Below are 17049 nucleotides of genomic sequence, written 5' to 3'. Positions count from 1 at the left end.
AAGGCGCCGCCACAGCGGGAGATACCGATAACAAATGCGACACAGAACTAGGGCAGGCTCGGACGTGCAATACGATAACGTAACATAGGTCTTTTAGCTCGCAAATTTTGGTCTATCAGCTGGGAACGTAGTCATAACAATAGCCTTCGGGACTGATTGCTCCGGCAACCAATTTGCAGGTGCCCATCGCTTTGGCGGTGGACCCCGGAACAAAATTTGCGCAATTACTACACATGTTGCTGCCGGAGGGGGTTCCCTGATAGTGCACCGACGCCTTGCTAGCAAGCGTGCCTGCCTCGGCTAGCGGCGCGAATACCAAAGGTGCCACGGCTACGGCGAGCGCCACTTTACCAGTAGACTTCAGCCATTCCCGACGATTCATTGATTTTTCCATGAGTTTTTCTCCCGTATTTTGGATTACAGCGAAAATCGGACCCAACTACCTGACTTAGGGCATAGTCCCACCACCAGCAAAAATCACGAAGTTGGCTGGCGGTTCAGACCGACCCTAGTGATATACGCGGACTACCCAGATCCGGATGCAGAAGCCCTCGGGCTGCCGACCTCGTTCTGACCAAAGGAGAGAAACTCCCGTATTATCAAGCTAGATGGCGATATCCCATCTGGTTATTTTCTTTTTCGATCATGACCGTCTTTAATAAATGCCACTACATCATCAAGCACTGGTGCCATCCAGCGTAGCGGCTTGGCGAATGCGCCAATAAGGGTTTCATGATTTACTCGACGGTACATTTTCAGCTCGACCGGCACACCAGCTTTTTCTAGGGCCTTTGCCAACACCTCGGTGTTCGTTTTGGGGTTAACCAGATTGTCGTGTACTGCTGCCCCCAAAAAGGCTCTTGGCGCTGTTGGATCATCTGCAAAATCGATCGGCATGCTTTTTGCCGGATAATTGGGATAAAAGAAGATTGGGCGAATCGGCTTATAGGTGATTGGATAAAAGTTGTACGGTCCCGCCAAGCCAATCCAGCCACTAAAGATATGCGGCTGCAAACCTACCGCCGCAAGCCAGCGCGGATCTAACACTAGCATTGCCGCATTATATGCCCCGGCACTATGGCCCATCAGAAAAAGATCATGGATATTACCGTCGTATTGCGCTATGTTGTGGTAGGTCCAGGCGACCGCACGCGCGTTATCTTGTAAAAATGCCGGGTACCGCACCTCAGGGTATAACCGATAGTTGGGTATCACCACGACCATACCGCGCGCCGCCAAGGCTTCGCCCACAAATGTGTATTCTTGTTTGTCGCCACTGTCCCAAGCTCCGCCGTAGAGAAAGACCACCACTGGGTAGCCTTGCGCAGGTTTAGGGTAACCATCTCTAGGCACTGGCATATACACATCAAGGCGCCCACCAGACTGCTCTTGATAGCGTATTCCGCGATCGATCTTGTACGTACTGGTCGGCGTTAGCTGATTGATGATTTGAACCGGAGAGCATCCAGATAGTAACAAAGGAATTCCCGCGACAAAGGAAAAGAAGGCAGTAACGGGTTTACGCTTTTCTCTTGCGTAGCTACTAGGCAACATTTTGGCGCGCCGCTATAGCCATTCCGACGATCGCGGTCGCCATCCACCAGGCAGCATGACCCAAAGATTTTTCCATCGACGCTGTCCTCCATGCGGATACTCGGGGCATTCCCCCAGCGTCTTTCTACGCAGCAGTAGTGCAAATAGATGCACAGCACGATCACGCAGCGCCGCTGTTCTCAAACAGCGGCAACGCCACTACTCGCAAACAAGAAAAACGCTCCTGGTTACGAAAAATACCAGGAGCGTTTGCCTCGGAAACAGCGTAGATTACGTCAGGAAATATTGATGCCGTGGGGCAGGCGGCGGGCACCGTCGAAGCGCGCAGCCCAATAGGGATCGCTCAGGCTCGCCACCTGTACCCCGGTTGCCGGCGTTTGGGCACTCACGAAACGCCCACCACCAATGTAGATGCCCACATGGGAAAATGCCCGATGCATGGTGTTGAAAAACACCAGGTCTCCCGGTTTCAGATCCCGACGCGGGATAGCCGGCAAACTGGCCGCCTGCGCATAAGAGGTGCGGGGCACGTGTATATCAAACTTGGCGAGGATGTATTTGACGAAACCGCTGCAGTCGAAGCCGGTACGCGGACTCACACCGCCCCAAACATAGGGGGCGCCAATAAAGTGCAGAGCAGCCGAAACTAGACCGCGAGCAGAAAACCAATTGCTGTCCGCACTTTCTGCCGCATCAGCCTGCGCAGCCAGAGCAACGTCGTTACGCAGTTCCGTAGCAGCATGCTCGCCAGCGGCAAAATCACCGTTTTCCTGCAAGACCGCAAGAGGATGACTCGCCCAGTAGTAAGCCTGACTCGCCAACATCTGCAGCGCCACCCCAAGGGTCCCGTGGGCGGGAGCGCTCTCGGCGTCCGCCTCAACGGGTTTCGCCTGCACCAAGCTGTCTTCGCCAGTCTTTATGGCATGCACCGCAGTTACTGGGGCATCGGCGGCCACCTTGGCCAACACCAAGGAGGCGTTGATGAATTGCGCCGAATCAACAGGCTCAACTTGAGTAGGGATGGGCCGCGAGAAGGAGTACTGCGGCAGCGGACTGGGCTGCGGGGCAGCACCGACGCCAGCAAAGGGAACAGGAGAGAGGTGCAGCAATTGCAAGGCACTTGGCGCCAAACTATCGAAATTTGCCGGAGAGGCCTCACTCGCATGGTAATCTGTCCGCACAGGAGCGAGATGCGCTCGATACCTGCTGTGGCCCTTCATAAGCCTTGCCGGGTGATGGTACGTGACATGGTGTACCCGCTGTTGATGATGCACTACATGATGTCGCACGGTGGCGTGTGCTTGCGCAGCCGAAGTACCGACACCAAAAACTGCCAGCGACACCGCCACCCCAATCCAACTTTTCCGCATTGCGTTTCCTCCGAACGCTGTGGAAGCGTCGCTGCATGGGCTCTATTGCGAGAGCAGCAGGCAGAGACACACCCTGATCCAAAGCCACTGGCACGTCACCGGCGCCAGCTCGAAAACCACCTCCCGCATCCTCGGGCAACTTGTTACAGCTTCATTAGCCATAACTAACATGTATGCCCGATAATTTCTTCTTGGGAATCTAGGCGAAAAATCGCCATCGTGCAAGCCTCGATTTCGACTGACGGGGGATCCAATCCAGAATTGGCCCAATTCGTGCTTTCTTCGAACCTAGTGACCCGAGCTCTGGGGGATGGACGATGCACAAGACGACGCTTCCGATACGAACGAAGCACCGAAAAATCATGGCGTACAGGCTTTGGTGGATAAGCTTACTGCTGTCCGCTGCTTTGCTGTTGCCAGGCCTTGCCAACGCGACACCTGCTCCAGATAGCACAAAATCTGCGAACTTGTGGGCGCAGCTTGGCCAGAGCCACTGGATTCCCGAGGGCAAAGGCAGCCGCATCGTCTATGTCATCTCTGATCCGAACTGCCCCTACTGCAGCGTCCTCATCAAGGAGTTGCAAAAACAGATCCAGCCCTTGCATTTGCAGGTTCGCTACCTATTGGTGGGGTACCTTACGCCAAGCAGCGCCGGCAAAGCCGCCTACATCTTACAGGCAAAAGATCCCCTCGCGGCGCTGTTGGAAAACGAAAAGAAATTCAACATGGAACACTTTGGCGGTGTACCCGAGACCTTGGCTGATCAGCAAAGCGAAAAGATCCTCGCCCAACACCTTGCCATCCTGGAAAGTCTGGGTAGCCGTGAGATTCCCGCGATGATCTACCGAAAACATCGCGGGGGTACCCCAACCGTAATACAGGGCGCGCTGAACGCCCAGGATTTGCGTGCAACACTGGAGCAGATACCTCTCTCCTAGGCTGCCTTGTCAGCACTCTGTGCTGCACGTATCCTCGCTGGCAGGGTCGAAGGTGAGGGCGAAGAATGCGAGTGCGCGTTGCGGCCATTCAAATGGCCATTAGCGAAGATCGGACGGCAAACATCAATAAAGCGGAGCACTGGGTACGGCAGTCGGCAGCCGCTGGAGCCCAAGTCATTTTGTTGCAGGAGCTTTTTAGTACTCCCTATTTTTGCCAAGACCAAGAGATCGATTACTTCGCCCTCGCGCGAGCACCAGAGGAGGATCCCGCCCTCGTCCGCATGCAGCAGCTTGCCGCAGAGCTCGGCGTCGTCCTCCCTGTGAGCTTCTTTGAGCGCGCCGGTAATGCCTTCTTCAACAGTCTGATTACTTTCGACGCCGATGGTCGAAATCTCGGCCTCTACCGCAAAGCACATATCCCCGACGGCCCAGGCTATCAGGAAAAATTCTACTTCAGTCCCGGCGATACCGGCTTTCGCGTCTTTGCCACCCGATATGGGCGCCTTGGGGCAGCGATCTGTTGGGATCAGTGGTTTCCAGAAACCGCTCGTATCCTGGCGCTACGGGGCGCCGAGATCCTCCTCTACCCCACTGCCATCGGCTCCGAGCCAAGGGCTCCCGAGGTCCATAGTCGTGGGCATTGGACCCGCACCATGCAGGGCCATGCCGCCGCCAATGTCGTCCCGGTGCTTGCTGCCAACCGTATCGGCACGGAGCGAGGAAAAGAAAGCAGCATCACCTTTTACGGGGGCTCTTTCATCACCGACGGCACCGGCGCGCTCCTTGCCCAGGCCGATCTCGAGGAGGGATTCGTGTATGCCGATCTCGATCTCGAGGCCATTGCGCGCCAGCGCGTCGACTGGGGACTCTTCCGAGACCGCCGCCCCGACCTCTACGGCCCGATCTGCAGCTTTGATGGCGAGAATTTCTAGCCCGAGACCGGACGTCGCTGCTGTAGCCAGGCAAAAAGCGCCGGCAAGAGTGACAAGACAATGATGAGCAGCAAGAAGGGCGTGAGATAAGCCTTGACCCAAGGCAAACGGCCCAGGAAGTAGCCAGCGAGCAGCAAGCCCGCGACCCAGAGCAGGGCACCCAGGAGATTGAAGGCACTGAAGCGCAGGCGCGGCATGCGCGCGATACCGGCCACGAAAGGCACAAAGGTGCGAATGATGGGTAAGAAGCGCCCAATGACAACGGCCTTGCCTCCATGCCTATGATAGAAGGCCTCGGTGCTGGCGAGATGCTTCGCCTGCAGTCGCCAGCGGCCTGAGAATAATGCCGGACCAAAGCGCCGACCAATCCCATAATTGAGGGCGTCGCCGAGAACGGCCGCCAGCAGGAGGCTCGGGATCAGGACCGCCAGCGACATATGACCGGCACCAGCCAGGGTCCCGCACACAAAAAGCATCGAATCGCCAGGCAGCACCGGCATGATCACCAAGCCGGTTTCCGTAAAGATGATCAAAAACAAGCCCAAGTACACCCAAGCACCATACTCGCGCATAAACACCGCAAGCCATTGATCAAAGTGCAGCAAAACCTGCAGAAGATGCAGCATGGCGGTCAAAAGTCGCTGCTGTAGCGCTCGTAGTGGCGCTGAAAGAGGGCCTCGAGTTCCTGAATGGCTTCGGCAGCCGGTAAGCCACCGACGGCGTGTTTGGACATCACCGCCGCCGTATCGTTGAGCATACTCTTGGCATCTAGCATATGATATGACTCGCGCAGGCGCTTGATGGCGCCGACGACGGTTTCTCCCTCTCGCGCTGGAACCGACAAGGGTTCCAAGCGGCTCGTCGTAACCGCCGCGACTTCTTTGCGCCGACTGACGAGAAATTCGGCAAAGGCCAGCAGCTGCTCGCGCTGAGCGTCGTCCAACTTGCGGGCCGACCGCAATAAACGTCGTTCGTAAACATTCATTGCGGATTTCCCGGTGCCACGTTGAGAGCAAAAACCCGCGGCTTACGCCGCTCCGACATCAGGGAGAGTTCCCGCACCAGCGCAACCAGAACCTGATCGGTGGTTTTTTGCATTTCCGGCCATAATTCCCGCGCCTGGGCGAGCAGCTCACCGATATTGTCTGGGGTTTCGCGATCTTCCTCCATGAGGATGTCTTCGATGAGGCCGGGCTTCATCTCTGGGCGAAAGAGCAAGGCCATGGCACTGCCGTCTTCCGGACGGAAGGCGATCCAGTTCCCATCGTCGTCCACCAGCAGGGGAGTGACGGAATCCGGCAGTTTGGCCGTACCTGGGGACCAAACCATCACCTGACGGCCATCCACCGCCTGGGCCAGGGGGTCATCCCGGCCAGTTTCGGTGGCGTGAGCAGTGGTGAAATACGCATTGTGGTACGGCTCGAGGGAGAGTTCGGCGCCTACCTGCTGCGCAATCAAGAGCGCTCCCAGGCCAAAACCTACCACCGGCCGCCCCGCCTTACGAAAGGCAGCAATGGTGTGCAGCTCCTGTTCCAGCCAAGGGTATTTCTCCGTCTCCAGGGGCGACATCGGGCCACCGAGCAAAAACAAGGCATCGAAGGTCAGGGCACTACTTGGCAGATCCTGGGTAAGAAATACGCGAAAATAGCTGAAGCCGATGTCGCGTTTTTCCAGTTGGCTCTCGATGACGCCAAGAAACTCCGAGTAACTGTGCTGTACAACGGCAAAATGCTTCATGAACGGACTACCCCGCGCTGCTTGGGCAGGCTGAGAAAATCCTTGCTGCAGCGCTCTTTGGAAAATTCGAGAAACTCGTCCATGACCAAACTACGAAATTTCTGCTTCTGGTAAACAAAGAAATAGGGACGCGCCAACGGCGGATTGAGTGGGCGCGCAACGATCGACCCCAGCGCCAACTCCTTCAGCACCGTTGCCTCCGAAACCACTGCAATGCCCAAACCACCTTCCACGGCACCTTTGACGGCCTCGGGGCTGCCCAACTCCATGGTTATGTGTAAGTCCTGCGGGTCGATACCCTCTTGGCTCAGATATTCCATGGTCACCTCGCGGGTGCCAGAACCCTCCTCGCGCGACACGAAGGGATAATCTAGCAGGTCTTTCGCCGCCACGCTTTCCTGCTCACCCAAGGGATGATCGTAGTGAGCAATGACGATCATATTGTCCATGCAGCACTTGAGGGTCGCCAAACTCTTGTTGGTCACCACCCCTTCGACCAGCCCGAGATCGATACTGTTGTCTTCGATCATGTGTACGACCTTGTCGGTGTTGCCCACGTGCAGCCGTACCTGTACGTCGGGGTACTTCATCTTGAAGTCACCAAGCACCCGCGGCAGCATGTATTCGGCAATGGTGGTGCTGGCACCGATGAGCAGGTGCCCACGCAGGTCACCGGTCATTTCACCCACGCGGTTCGACATTTCGCCATAAAGCGAAAGAATCCGCTCGGAGTACTCGAATACCACCATCCCTGCCTCGGTGAGGCTGATGCGGTTGTGGGTGCGATCGAAAAGGCGAGTGTTGAACTGCTCCTCGAGTTGCTTGACCTGAAAGGTCACTGCCGGCTGCGTCATGTGCAGGGTCTCTGCTGCCTTGGTGAAGCTCAACAAGCGTGCCACCGTGTGAAAGACCTGCAATCGTCTGTCTGCCATAATTTTCCCGTCGCTCGCGACTTTGCAAGAGTTTAGGGATAATATCGGGCTGCATCAACAGAAAATTGCAGGAGGACGCGGGTGCCGAAAGCATGGGAAAAGCTGGACCTTCAGGGTGAGGGGCTGCAGAAGGTGCAAATCCGTCTGCAGCAGATGCAAAAGAAGCGCGCTACCGCCTATCTACGTTGGCTGGGCTTCGTTTTTGGTTTGCACCGCTTTTACCTGCAACGCCCCCTTGCCTGGGCGTATCCAGTGACCAGCCTCATCGTGGTCATTCTTGCCCTTATCCTGCCTTGGCCCTTTGCCCTGGCTCTTGCGATCGCGATTCTCCTCGTCGCCCTGTGGGATTTGCTACAAATAGATAGATGGTTGAGCGATTTCAACCGCGAACAGCGCAAGGCGGCGTGGTTTGCCCAGCAAGCACCCGCGGCCCCCAAAGATTTCCGCGGGCGACCAGAAAATCTCGACGAGGCAGCGCAATGGGAGAAGGAGCTACGCGCCTACAAGAATCTCAAAGAGAGCGAGCGAGGCGGCCACCCAACCGGACAACCTGTCGAAAAAAAGGGATTTACCCCGGGAAGCCGACGCATGTCCTTTGCCGAGCAAGAGCGTCTGCTTGCCGAAATTAGCCGCAAAAACAAAAAAGACGAGGGTTGAGCTCTATTTCTCCTTCTCGAACATGGCGAGGTAGCGCTCCCGCGGCAGCGGCGGCGTCTTGGCGACGGCAAGAAAATCTGCCAAGTGCAGCGGGCTACTCATACCCACCAGGGCAACCGCTACTCCTGGGGTGGAGCGCACAAACTGGGTGGCGCGCTGCGCGGCATTGGCGAGCTCCGGCATCGCTTGTTGCAAAGCCGGCACTTCCTCTCGCCCCAGGAGCCCTTTGCCGAGGGTATGGCTCGCCATGATCGTCAGCTTGAGCTGGAAGGCTGCCTGAATGGTAGAGGCGATATTTCCCTGCCCGGTTACCTGACTAAAGCGGGTGTAGGCTTCTGGCATCAGGGCATTGAAGGGCAGCTCGACGATGCGCAGATGATGGCGCTTGCCCTCCCCCGCCGCCTTTTCCGCAAGCCCAAGTAGGCTCGTCATCGACTGAAACAGCGGGTGATCAGTTTCGACGCGGCAGGCATTGAAGGTAGAAATTCCATAGTAGCGCAGCTTACCCGCGGCCACCGCGCCCTCGAGGGCGCGGAACACCTCGATCAATTTGCGGTAGACCTGCTCCTTACCGATAACAGGGATCTGCACTTCGGGCTGATCCACCAAAAATGCATCGAGGGTAGCAAGGCCGGTCTGGGCGCGTAATTGATCCAACTGCCACAGCAAATACTCCGGGCTCAGGCAATGGATCCCCTGCGCCAGATCTTCCCTCTTGCCAATCCCCTTCGCCTCTACCTCTTGGGCGAAGAAGGCATCGAGATCCTCTGGCTTGCCATCGGGAAAGGTGAGGAAGCCGCCCTTGCCGAGAACGAAAAATTCCTCGCGTCGAATACCCGTCTGCAGGGCCTTGGCGATGCCAGCGCCAACGGCACGACCCGCATGACCAAAACGATAATTTGCCCCGGTGTCGATGACATTGATTCCGGACTGCAGGGCCTGGGCGACGATCGCCGCCACCGCGAGGTCGGTCACTTCGTCGACGGCACCGGGAAAGGTTCCCACCCCCAGGGAGGAAAGCTTGATGCGGGTGTTGAGAAAATCGCTGTAATGTCCCTCGGGCAAACCCGCTGCCAGGAAACGCTCCGCGTACTGCTTGCTCGCCAGACTATTGGCGGCGCCGGGAATGAGATCGGCTTCGCTATGCATGCCAGGACTCTCCTATTGGGTAAAAAGGGGATGCTGTTGCAACAGCAGCTGCACAGCGTCGAGAATGTCGCCCCGCACCGGTCCCTCGAGGGGAAGATCATCGAGACGACGAAACTGTCGGGTATAATCGGGAGCGTCTTCGTCGTCGAGCTCCCATTCCACCTGCTCGAGCAGCCTACGCCCGCTCTCCGGTAGATCTTGCGCCAGTTGCCGACCACTGAGAATACCCCAAAGACCCGTCCAGCAGCGAGCGAGGGCTATGGGATGATAGCCCCCACCACCAAGCACCAGCAGGCGCGGGCTCTCGTCAACGATCCGTTGGACGATTTCCCAAAATAGCACGTTGCTGACGCGAAATTTACTGAGGGGGTCGGGAGCGAGAATGTCGGTGCCGGCCTGTAGCACCACCACGTCGGGCGCAAAAGCCTCCAGCACCCGCGGCCAAAGTGCGGCAAAGACTTGTCGATATTCACTGTCGTTGACTTCCGGCGGCAACGGCAGGTTCAGGGCACCGCCCGCCTGATCCATCAATCCGCCCCCCTGAAAGGGATAGGCATAGGCCGTATCCATGTGCAGCGACACGGTTTGTACCCCGGCATCCGCAACAAAGGCCGCCTCTACGCCATCGCCATGGTGTGCATCCATGTCCCAGTAGAGCACTCGCAGACCCGCCCGGCGCAGCCGTTGAATCGCCAAGACCGGATCGTTCAGGTAGCAAAAGCCTCGCGCCTGGTGCGCCGCCGCATGATGCATTCCCCCCGCCGGGCTGAAGGCCGTCTGCCCCTGCAAGACCAACTCGGCGGCTTGGATACTCGATCCCGTGGCAAGATTGGGGGTATCGAAAAAACCAGGAAAATAGGGATTTTCTAGGGTACCGAGCTGGTAGCGACGGCGATCATCATCGGTAACGCGACCACGAAACTGTGCCTTTTCAAAGGCCTGGATATAGTCGCGGGTATGAAAGCCCCAAAGCTCGACATGGCTGGCGGGCCGGCCCAGGCGATATTCCGCCGGCCCCATGGCGCCGTAGCTATTGATGAGGTCGAGGGTAAGGGACACCCGCGGAATGGCAAGAGGATGGTTTTTGCCGTAGCTATTGCGCCGGTAGCGCGCCGCTCCCACAAAAATGGCCGGGCGCCCCGGGGGGATACGCTCCTGCAGCAGCTCCGCTTCGTTCACCCATGCCCCCGTAGGCGCAGGTAGATTTCCGGGAGCCGTTGCGGCAACTGATCGATATGCGGCAGTACCAAATAGTGCCCTTGTCCAAAAACCAAGGGTAGATAATCGCCCCCGCGGGGGTCGAGACTGATACAGAAGGCATGAACTCCCTGCTCCCGCGCCTCGCGTACCGCCATGCGGGTATCTTCTTGCAGGTAGCGTGGGTCGCCACCGTCGTCATAATCGGCAGGCCGGCCGTCGGAGAGAATCAGTAGCAACCGGCGCTGCCCGGGGCTACGCAACAATTGTCGAGTGCTATGGCGAATCGCCGCCCCCATGCGCGTGGCCAAGCGACCACTGAGCCCACCCAAGAGAGCTCGGGCGCGTCCATCAAAGCGCTCCCCGAAGCGTTTGATGGGATACAACAGAACTTCTTGATGATACTTGCTGGCAAAACCGTAGAGGGCAAACGGGTCGCCCACTTCTACCAGGGCTTCGCCAAAAAGCAGCATGGCTGCGCGCAGACGATCGACCACGCGCACCCCGGTATCTGCCGCCTCGGCCATAATGGAGGTAGAAAGATCGGCAAGGAGCAGTACCGCCGTGTCGCGCTGCAAAGGACGGCGCTGACGATAGATATTGGCCTTGGGGCTCTGCCCGGCGCGCCGCTCGACCACGAATTGCACCGCGGCGTCGATATCCGGCTCTTCGCCCTCCTTCTGCCGCCGCAGGGGAGCCATGCGTGTGGGCTTCTGCGCCTGCAGGGCTTTTTTCAGGCGGCGCATGGTGCCATCGAGTTCCATGGCAATCTCCACCGCCTTCGCCTCATCCCGCTCGCGCAATTGACGCTCATGCACCCGCGCCCAGTTTTCCTTGTATTTTTGCTGGCGATAATCCCATTCCTGGTAGGGCCAACCACCCTTGGGGCCCTGCACGCCGCGACCGCTGCCGTGCACCTTGGCGGGCATGGGGATGCCGACCCCCACGCGACCACCCGTGCCCTGAATATCCTCGGGCGGGATTTCGAGGTCGGGATCGTTACCCTCCGCCTGCTGCGGCGCCTCTCGCGGCTTTTCCTTGTGCCCCGCCGCGCCGAGCTGTCCTCCGGCATCCATCTCCACCGCCTCGGTCCGGCTCGATTTGCGCGGGTAGACCGGACGGGCGGCATTGGGCGAATGCCCTGGAAGAAAGGCAGCGGCACGTTCCGCCAGGGTGATGGGCGGTAAATCCGTGCTCGCGTAACGCTCGAGAGCCAGGCGGAAAGCGTCGACGATACCGACCGACTCGCTGGCGAGTGCCGCGAGCGCCGGCGGAAGTCGCCCTGCCGCTGCCGCTTCGGTGAGTTGCAAGGCTTCCCGCCAATAGGCGCCAGCAGCACCCGGGGGCGGCGTTTGCGCGCGCGCGGCACGCAGCAGGCGCGCCAAATAGCCCGGCATCTCCCGCTCCATTGCCAGGTCCACGCGCAGGTCTTCGAGCTGATCGAAAATCAGTTGAAAGCGCAGCAGATCCGCACCAAATTGCGCAAAGAGCGGGCGCCAGGTGATGCGCTGGTCGGCATCGAGGGGTGGATGCTCGCTACCGATTTCGCGAAACAGCGCGCGAATGGCCGCCTCGTCGTAACTGCCGAAAGCCAAATGCGCACCGGTATGATAAAAGGCGAGAATCGCCTCTTCCCGATCAGGCATCACCGCCGGAACAAAAAGACTGCGTCCGTCGGTTTCGAGAAAGCTGCGCCCCCCTTCCACATTCCAGTCGCCGTCCTCAAAGGGCAGGTGCAACCCAGTCCAAGCCTGTAACAGCAGGGCAAAGAGACGCTTGTGTGGGCCGGTGCGGAAGCCCGGCAACACCTCGAGTAAAAAGCCGCGCGCCTCGTCGCTCTCCAACCGAAACCAGGCCTCGCCACGAATTCGCCCCGCTGCCAAAATATCGCGACCGCGGGTGGCCCAATCCTCCACACCAGCAAGGCCGCACAGGGCGCGGACCTTTACCGCCCCCTCCAGATAACTGGCAAGCCCAAGGCGTCCTTTGGCGAGCTCGCGGGCGGGCGCGAGCAAGGTACGCAAGTCTGCCGCCGAAAAAGTACCAAACAGCCGCGCCACGGGCATACGAAAATAGGCTGCAGCACTATCGACATGGCGCCCTACCCAAGCCGCGCCCTCCTCGTACCAGATTTTTTCGCCCTCGAGCCCATAGTCCTTGCGCACCAAGGCCGCCTGCTCAAAGAAACCCACGGCGGCGCGAAAGGTGCCGCGCTGGGTCAAGAAAACTCGCGCCTGCTCCAACCAAGGGTCCAGCCCGCCAAAGCTCTGCACCAAGGCCGGCGTTGCGTGAAAAAACGCCTTCCCCGCCTCGCGATCATAAAAAAACAAATCCCGCCCGGCTTCGAGATAACGCAAGCTCGCCGCTTCCCCCAGGGGCGTGACGGCAGGCAATGCCTCGCGCGCATCCCGGCCAGCTACAAAACTGACGGCATCGAGGTGTTCGAGGATTTCCTCGGTGGCTGCCGACATGGCGCGCTCAGCCAAAGAAGGTCTGGAAAATCTCGGTGAGGGCCGCCCCTAGCTCTGGATCATCGGTTTGCGGACTGATGATCGCCGCCTCGATTGCTTCGAGCGGAGCCAAACCCGCCGCCATCAAAGTCCCGGCATAGACCAAGGCACGGGTAGAGGTCACTTCCTGCAGACCTTGATCCTTCAAATTACGCGCCTTTGCTGCCGCCTGCACCAACTGGCGCGAACGCTCGGCATCGAGGCCAGACTCCCGCATCACGATCTGGCTTTCCAGTTCTGCGGGAGGATAGTTGAAATTCATCCCCACAAAGCGCTGCTTGGTCGAGGGCTTCAAATCCTTGAGCACTGTCTGGTAGCCCGGGTTGTAGGAAATCACCAAGAGAAAATCCGGGTGCGCGGTAATTTCCTGGCCGAGTTTATCGATCGGGAGATGTCGACGATGGTCGGTAAGAGGATGAATGACGACGGTGGTGTCGGTACGCGCCTCTACCACTTCGTCCAGGTAACAGATGGCGCCTTCCCGCACGGCACGGGTTAGTGGCCCGTCTTGCCAAACCGTTTCGTCACCTTCAATCAGAAAACGCCCCACCAAGTCGGAACTGGTAAGATCTTCGTGGCAAGCTACGGTTACTAGCGGACGCTTGAGGCGCCAAGCCATATGCTCAATGAAACGGGTCTTGCCGCAACCGGTTGGTCCTTTCAACATCACCGGTAGGCGCCGTCCCCAGGCAGCCATAAAGACCCCCAGCTCATTGCCCACAGGTTGGTAGAAGGGCTCCTCGCTCACATAGCGCAAGGCGTTGTCGCGGTGCTGACTCATGACGGCTCCTCTGACGACTGTTCGGTATGGCTGCGCGCATACAGGTAGAGATGGCGCAGGACGTGTAGCAGCATCTTATCCGGCTGCGGCGGCAGTGCATCCTCGCGATCCATCGCCAAGCAATTCTGGTAATAGACGAGTTCGCGGCAATTATCGCGGATGGTATTCCAGTGCGGCTGCCCCTTGACCAGGGTCTTCCATAGGGAAAGCAGGTCGGCATCGGCGGCAAAGTCTTTGCGCTCAGCAGTGAGCAAAACCTGCAGAATCTGCCGGGCAATTTGCACGCCCTGTTCCAAACTTACGGGGAAATCTTGTCCTACGGATTGGCGCCCCAAGGCTTCGATCTGGGCTTGCGCCTCGTCCAAACGCGCCAGCGCCAAGGTCTTATCGTACATGAGAACTCCTCTCGCCTGAGCGTCTAAACTACCCTTTTTCCTCTGCTTCGTCTAGGATACGAGTGTTTTAGCTATCGGTATCCACAGTGGATTTTATAGGCAGAAAAGGGGCTTTCATGAGCAAGAAACTCGTCAAGATGGTGAAACTGAACAACCTGCAGTACAACCGCAATCGCGACCCGCAGGTTTATCGCCGCGTCGTCGGTCACCCGTTCCGCATTCAGGCTGTGCTCGATGGCAGCGGCAGCGCCAAGGTCAGCCTCACCTGCGAGGGTAAGACCCTCAAGGAAAGCACCGTCGAACTCCCGGGCATGTTCTCTTACGAGCTGACCTTCAAGGATGCCGGCGTGCGCGTGGCTACCCTGACCGTTACCGCAGGGGATCAGAGCGAGAGTCACGAGCTGCTCCTCGATACCGAAGCCCACGCCAAGGTCGGCTGAGCACTCTGCCCGCCTCTTGGGCGGGCAGCACCTTTACCAAGAAAACTGGCGCAAAAAGTCCGGCAAGCGCGCCAGGATTTCTCCCTTGTCAAAGAAGCGATCGGCCCGCGCCGAACGCGCTTCTAGGCGCTGCTCCTCGCTTCCGCCATAACAAAAAATGGGTATATTGAGCTGATACTCGCGGCGAATCTCATCGATCACCGCCGGATCCACTGCCGAATCGTCGAGATCCAAGACCAGAAAACGATGCAAGAGAATTTCTTGCCAATCGTCAAAGTCCTCCACCCCAAGGGCCGCTGTCAGGGACCATTCCGGCGGCAAGCTCTTCCTCACCTCCGCTAGCATCGCTTCATCACTGCTCATCCAGATCAAGCGCTTGCGTAAACGGTCTTCGATGCTGGGCATACCTTTCTCCTGCTTACTGATGATCAGACCATACGGCGAGGGTTTCCAGACGCTGCTGCCAAAGGGCGGCTTGCGTACCCAGATACCCCTCGAACAACAACGGTAACATTGGCGATGCCGCCTCTATTCCAGTCAACGCCCAACAAAGCTCGGCGGGAAAGAGATTGCTGTCTACCGCGCGATACCGACCATCTTCCGTCCAAACACGCAGCCAGCCCTCGGGCCAATGCCGCTGCGTCAAGAAGGCGCTCGCCCGCAATTTGATGCCATCGCGCACCCGTCGCCGTCCTCGGCTCTCCCAGTCCACCGCCTCGAGCTCCTGGGCAGCAATCGCCTGCTGCTCCACTGGCCGCAAGGCATCGACTTCGATCTTCCAGCCCTCGGCCTGTAATATCTCCCGCCAGGCATGGGCCAACTGCGCATGGGAGGGAACGAGCACGCCCGCCTCCTCCCAAGTGAGCAAGGAGGCCGCGAGGGCGCGCTCCAGGGCTTGCCGAAAGTCTGGCGAGGGTGCCGCAACAGAATTACAAAAGGAGATCCAATCTCCCCGTAATAAAAAGCTGCCCGCCAGCACCACGCTGCTGCCCAAGCTTGCCGCGCCGGTGCTGCCAATCCGCTGCCCTGCACAGCGAAGCTCTTGCTCCGCCACCAGTTCCACATGCAGACCAAAGGCAGCATGGAGAGCACAGAGCGACGGGGCCAAGACTTCCAACCAATCCTCCGGGCGCCGCCGTACCGAGCTTGGGGTTGCCAGCAAAAAATAATTGAGATGCGCTGGCTCGATCCAGACCAAACCGCCGCCAAGGGGCCGCTGCACTACGATTAGATTTTTCTTGGCATTGCGATCCAATTCTGCGGCCGCCGTCTGCGCTGCACCGAGGCTCAGGTGCGCGTCGGCGGAGGCAAGTAGCAACCAAGGCGGATCTTCCGCCCGCCGCAGCTCCGCCAAGGCCTGATAGCTTTGGTGCAGCGCCAGTGCCGAGAGGTGACCAAGGTTGAGCCAGCGCAGCACCTGCTGTGATCTTGGCACCGCCAAGGGCATTACTCGCTACGGTCTTTGGGGCGATAGAAGGACGAAAAATAAAAATCGCGCTGATTCAGCTCTTCATGCCATCGGGCGCGGTCCTCCACCCCTTTTTGCATGATATCAGCCATGGCCATGGCTTGTTCCCCGTCGAGGATGAGAATGCCATCGATCAGGTCTTCGTCGAGCTCGATGAAATGTGCAGCCAGCCCAGTCAGTTCCTGGACGTGAACAAGGTATGCGGTGCAGGCAGGATCCTCCGGATCGAGGGGTGCCATTACCAGCCTACCCAAATAGGCCATACGGGCAAGTTGATTGAAACGGGGAATCTCGAGCTTTTTCCCCTTCTTATACTTGTTCAGTTCATTCTTGAGGGTACTGACATCGGCAATGGGAATGGTCTTCATGGGCTCCTCAGTTGGCCTACCGCCCGCCTAGTGTCTGGCTTGCCGGCCCGCGTTGCAAGTGCAGGCACAAAAAAAGGGAGGCTTGCGCCTCCCCCGGTACCCTGAGGAGGGGTATTAGAAGTCGTAACCAACCTGCAGACCGTAGGAATTTTCGGCCAAAGTCGAAGAGGCTGCCTGCTGCGGATCTCCAAGAGCGAAAGGCGCAGATCCCGGAGCCCCAGTCATGGTGTTACTAAACGCATGCATGTAAGCTTCCGTCAGCTTCCAACCCATACCCAACTTTTGCGTCGCACCGAAGGTGATCGCATTCTGTACGATGGCCGGGAAAATAGTGTTGGCAGCAATCGCCGCACTGGTGTTGGGGACCGGGTTGGAGCCCCAAGTATAACCAGCGCGAACCTGTAGCCAGTTATTGACATCATACTGGGTACCAAAGTTGGCTACCCACTGGTTTTGCCAATGCAGGCCAAGAGGAACGACACCCGTGCCTTGCCATGGCCCATAAATATTAAAATTGTTCAATGTGTTATGCCAGTTGATCCACTGCCCTTCGATACTCACCAACCATCGGGAGATTGGACGAATAGCGATGCCAAGCGCGATCTGCTGCGGATAGTTTAG

The 17049-nt window shown here is 58.3% G+C and carries 20 protein-coding genes; 4 read left to right on the top strand and 16 right to left on the bottom strand.

Annotated elements, in window-relative coordinates:
• Positions 1 to 115 precede the first annotated feature (115 nt).
• From RTI30_RS04090 to RTI30_RS04080, 3 genes are all read right to left on the bottom strand, one after another.
• Positions 116 to 394, bottom strand: a complete 279-nt coding sequence (locus RTI30_RS04090; protein ID WP_312261844.1) for an iron oxidase — start codon at positions 392 to 394, stop codon at positions 116 to 118.
• A gap of 233 nt (positions 395 to 627) precedes the next feature.
• Positions 628 to 1554 (bottom strand): alpha/beta hydrolase, encoded by a 927-nt coding sequence (locus RTI30_RS04085; RefSeq protein ID WP_312261842.1) that lies wholly within the window; start codon positions 1552 to 1554, stop codon positions 628 to 630.
• 275 nt (positions 1555 to 1829) lie between these two features.
• Positions 1830 to 2924: a C40 family peptidase gene (locus RTI30_RS04080; RefSeq protein ID WP_312261841.1), complete on the bottom strand. Its 1095-nt coding sequence runs from the start codon at positions 2922 to 2924 to the stop codon at positions 1830 to 1832.
• Positions 2925 to 3286: 362 nt separating this feature from the next.
• Between RTI30_RS04080 and RTI30_RS04075 the strand changes: the two genes are divergently transcribed.
• Both RTI30_RS04075 and aguB read left to right on the top strand, forming a co-directional pair.
• Positions 3287 to 3862 (top strand): thioredoxin fold domain-containing protein, encoded by a 576-nt coding sequence (locus tag RTI30_RS04075; RefSeq protein WP_312283376.1) that lies wholly within the window; start codon positions 3287 to 3289, stop codon positions 3860 to 3862.
• A gap of 65 nt (positions 3863 to 3927) precedes the next feature.
• Positions 3928 to 4794, top strand: coding sequence for an N-carbamoylputrescine amidase (aguB, locus tag RTI30_RS04070; RefSeq protein WP_312261839.1), 867 nt, complete (start codon positions 3928 to 3930; stop codon positions 4792 to 4794).
• On the opposite strand, the gene RTI30_RS04065 is transcribed toward aguB, so the two are convergent.
• Genes RTI30_RS04065 through RTI30_RS04050 form a run of 4 tightly spaced genes read right to left on the bottom strand, consistent with a single transcriptional unit; the run spans position 4791 to position 7463 of the window.
• Entirely contained in the window at positions 4791 to 5420 is a 630-nt protein-coding gene (locus tag RTI30_RS04065; protein ID WP_312261870.1) for a VTT domain-containing protein, read from the bottom strand. The genes aguB and RTI30_RS04065 overlap by 4 nt on opposite strands.
• 5 nt (positions 5421 to 5425) lie before the next feature.
• The gene (locus RTI30_RS04060) at positions 5426 to 5779 is read right to left on the bottom strand and encodes a hypothetical protein (protein ID WP_312261837.1); all 354 of its coding nucleotides are present in this window, start codon (positions 5777 to 5779) and stop codon (positions 5426 to 5428) included.
• On the bottom strand, positions 5776 to 6531 hold the full coding sequence (locus tag RTI30_RS04055) for a glutamine amidotransferase-related protein (protein ID WP_312261835.1): 756 nt from the start codon (positions 6529 to 6531) through the stop codon (positions 5776 to 5778). Before RTI30_RS04055 ends, RTI30_RS04060 begins: the two co-directional genes overlap by 4 nt.
• Positions 6528 to 7463 carry a LysR family transcriptional regulator gene (locus tag RTI30_RS04050; RefSeq protein ID WP_312261834.1) on the bottom strand — a complete coding sequence of 312 codons (936 nt, stop codon included), beginning with the start codon at positions 7461 to 7463 and terminating at the stop codon, positions 6528 to 6530. Before RTI30_RS04050 ends, RTI30_RS04055 begins: the two co-directional genes overlap by 4 nt.
• 81 nt (positions 7464 to 7544) lie before the next feature.
• Between RTI30_RS04050 and RTI30_RS04045 the strand changes: the two genes are divergently transcribed.
• Positions 7545 to 8120: a TM2 domain-containing protein gene (locus tag RTI30_RS04045; RefSeq protein WP_312261832.1), complete on the top strand. Its 576-nt coding sequence runs from the start codon at positions 7545 to 7547 to the stop codon at positions 8118 to 8120.
• A 3-nt stretch (positions 8121 to 8123) separates the two neighbouring features.
• Here the strand turns inward: RTI30_RS04045 and RTI30_RS04040 are convergent, their stop codons facing one another.
• Genes RTI30_RS04040 through RTI30_RS04020 form a run of 5 tightly spaced genes read right to left on the bottom strand, consistent with a single transcriptional unit; the run spans position 8124 to position 14152 of the window.
• Positions 8124 to 9269 carry an aldo/keto reductase gene (locus RTI30_RS04040; RefSeq protein ID WP_312261831.1) on the bottom strand — a complete coding sequence of 382 codons (1146 nt, stop codon included), beginning with the start codon at positions 9267 to 9269 and terminating at the stop codon, positions 8124 to 8126.
• Between the two features lie 12 nt (positions 9270 to 9281).
• Complete coding sequence (locus tag RTI30_RS04035; RefSeq protein ID WP_312261829.1) at positions 9282 to 10448, bottom strand: acetoin utilization protein AcuC; 1167 nt, start codon at positions 10446 to 10448, stop codon at positions 9282 to 9284.
• Entirely contained in the window at positions 10445 to 12937 is a 2493-nt protein-coding gene (locus RTI30_RS04030) for a VWA domain-containing protein (protein ID WP_312261827.1), read from the bottom strand. Before RTI30_RS04030 ends, RTI30_RS04035 begins: the two co-directional genes overlap by 4 nt.
• 7 nt (positions 12938 to 12944) lie before the next feature.
• Positions 12945 to 13757: a CbbQ/NirQ/NorQ/GpvN family protein gene (locus RTI30_RS04025; protein WP_312261825.1), complete on the bottom strand. Its 813-nt coding sequence runs from the start codon at positions 13755 to 13757 to the stop codon at positions 12945 to 12947.
• Entirely contained in the window at positions 13754 to 14152 is a 399-nt protein-coding gene (locus tag RTI30_RS04020) for a hypothetical protein (RefSeq protein WP_312261824.1), read from the bottom strand. Before RTI30_RS04020 ends, RTI30_RS04025 begins: the two co-directional genes overlap by 4 nt.
• Before the next feature lie 116 nt (positions 14153 to 14268).
• On the opposite strand from RTI30_RS04020, the gene RTI30_RS04015 reads away from it, so the two are divergent.
• Entirely contained in the window at positions 14269 to 14592 is a 324-nt protein-coding gene (locus RTI30_RS04015) for a hypothetical protein (RefSeq protein ID WP_312261823.1), read from the top strand.
• Positions 14593 to 14625: 33 nt separating this feature from the next.
• Here the strand turns inward: RTI30_RS04015 and RTI30_RS04010 are convergent, their stop codons facing one another.
• The 4 genes from RTI30_RS04010 to RTI30_RS03995 form a co-directional block, all read right to left on the bottom strand.
• Positions 14626 to 14997, bottom strand: a complete 372-nt coding sequence (locus RTI30_RS04010) for a hypothetical protein (protein ID WP_312261822.1) — start codon at positions 14995 to 14997, stop codon at positions 14626 to 14628.
• A 13-nt stretch (positions 14998 to 15010) separates the two neighbouring features.
• Positions 15011 to 16027 (bottom strand): lipoyl protein ligase domain-containing protein, encoded by a 1017-nt coding sequence (locus tag RTI30_RS04005; protein WP_409449675.1) that lies wholly within the window; start codon positions 16025 to 16027, stop codon positions 15011 to 15013.
• 11 nt (positions 16028 to 16038) lie between these two features.
• Positions 16039 to 16428, bottom strand: a complete 390-nt coding sequence (locus tag RTI30_RS04000; protein WP_312261818.1) for a hypothetical protein — start codon at positions 16426 to 16428, stop codon at positions 16039 to 16041.
• A 114-nt stretch (positions 16429 to 16542) separates the two neighbouring features.
• Positions 16543 to 17049: outer membrane protein transport protein (locus tag RTI30_RS03995; protein WP_312283375.1), on the bottom strand; the 507-nt coding region annotated here is incomplete at its 5' end.

This window comes from Candidatus Igneacidithiobacillus taiwanensis, assembly GCF_031962545.1.
Lineage (GTDB): Bacteria > Pseudomonadota > Gammaproteobacteria > Acidithiobacillales > Acidithiobacillaceae > Igneacidithiobacillus > Igneacidithiobacillus taiwanensis.
The sequence above is the reverse complement of the archived record's forward strand: the minus strand, read 5'-3'. Positions and strand labels throughout refer to the sequence as shown.

Coding starts and splice junctions, on each gene's coding strand:
- RTI30_RS04090 (WP_312261844.1), bottom strand. CDS start 394: ATGGAAAAATCAATGAATCGTCGGGAATGGCTGAAGTCTACTGGTAAA.
- RTI30_RS04085 (WP_312261842.1), bottom strand. CDS start 1,554: ATGTTGCCTAGTAGCTACGCAAGAGAAAAGCGTAAACCCGTTACTGCC.
- RTI30_RS04080 (WP_312261841.1), bottom strand. CDS start 2,924: ATGCGGAAAAGTTGGATTGGGGTGGCGGTGTCGCTGGCAGTTTTTGGT.
- RTI30_RS04075 (WP_312283376.1), top strand. CDS start 3,287: ATGGCGTACAGGCTTTGGTGGATAAGCTTACTGCTGTCCGCTGCTTTG.
- aguB (WP_312261839.1), top strand. CDS start 3,928: ATGCGAGTGCGCGTTGCGGCCATTCAAATGGCCATTAGCGAAGATCGG.
- RTI30_RS04065 (WP_312261870.1), bottom strand. CDS start 5,420: ATGCTGCATCTTCTGCAGGTTTTGCTGCACTTTGATCAATGGCTTGCG.
- RTI30_RS04060 (WP_312261837.1), bottom strand. CDS start 5,779: ATGAATGTTTACGAACGACGTTTATTGCGGTCGGCCCGCAAGTTGGAC.
- RTI30_RS04055 (WP_312261835.1), bottom strand. CDS start 6,531: ATGAAGCATTTTGCCGTTGTACAGCACAGTTACTCGGAGTTTCTTGGC.
- RTI30_RS04050 (WP_312261834.1), bottom strand. CDS start 7,463: ATGGCAGACAGACGATTGCAGGTCTTTCACACGGTGGCACGCTTGTTG.
- RTI30_RS04040 (WP_312261831.1), bottom strand. CDS start 9,269: ATGCATAGCGAAGCCGATCTCATTCCCGGCGCCGCCAATAGTCTGGCG.
- RTI30_RS04030 (WP_312261827.1), bottom strand. CDS start 12,937: ATGTCGGCAGCCACCGAGGAAATCCTCGAACACCTCGATGCCGTCAGT.
- RTI30_RS04025 (WP_312261825.1), bottom strand. CDS start 13,757: ATGAGTCAGCACCGCGACAACGCCTTGCGCTATGTGAGCGAGGAGCCC.
- RTI30_RS04020 (WP_312261824.1), bottom strand. CDS start 14,152: ATGTACGATAAGACCTTGGCGCTGGCGCGTTTGGACGAGGCGCAAGCC.
- RTI30_RS04015 (WP_312261823.1), top strand. CDS start 14,269: ATGAGCAAGAAACTCGTCAAGATGGTGAAACTGAACAACCTGCAGTAC.
- RTI30_RS04010 (WP_312261822.1), bottom strand. CDS start 14,997: ATGCCCAGCATCGAAGACCGTTTACGCAAGCGCTTGATCTGGATGAGC.
- RTI30_RS04000 (WP_312261818.1), bottom strand. CDS start 16,428: ATGAAGACCATTCCCATTGCCGATGTCAGTACCCTCAAGAATGAACTG.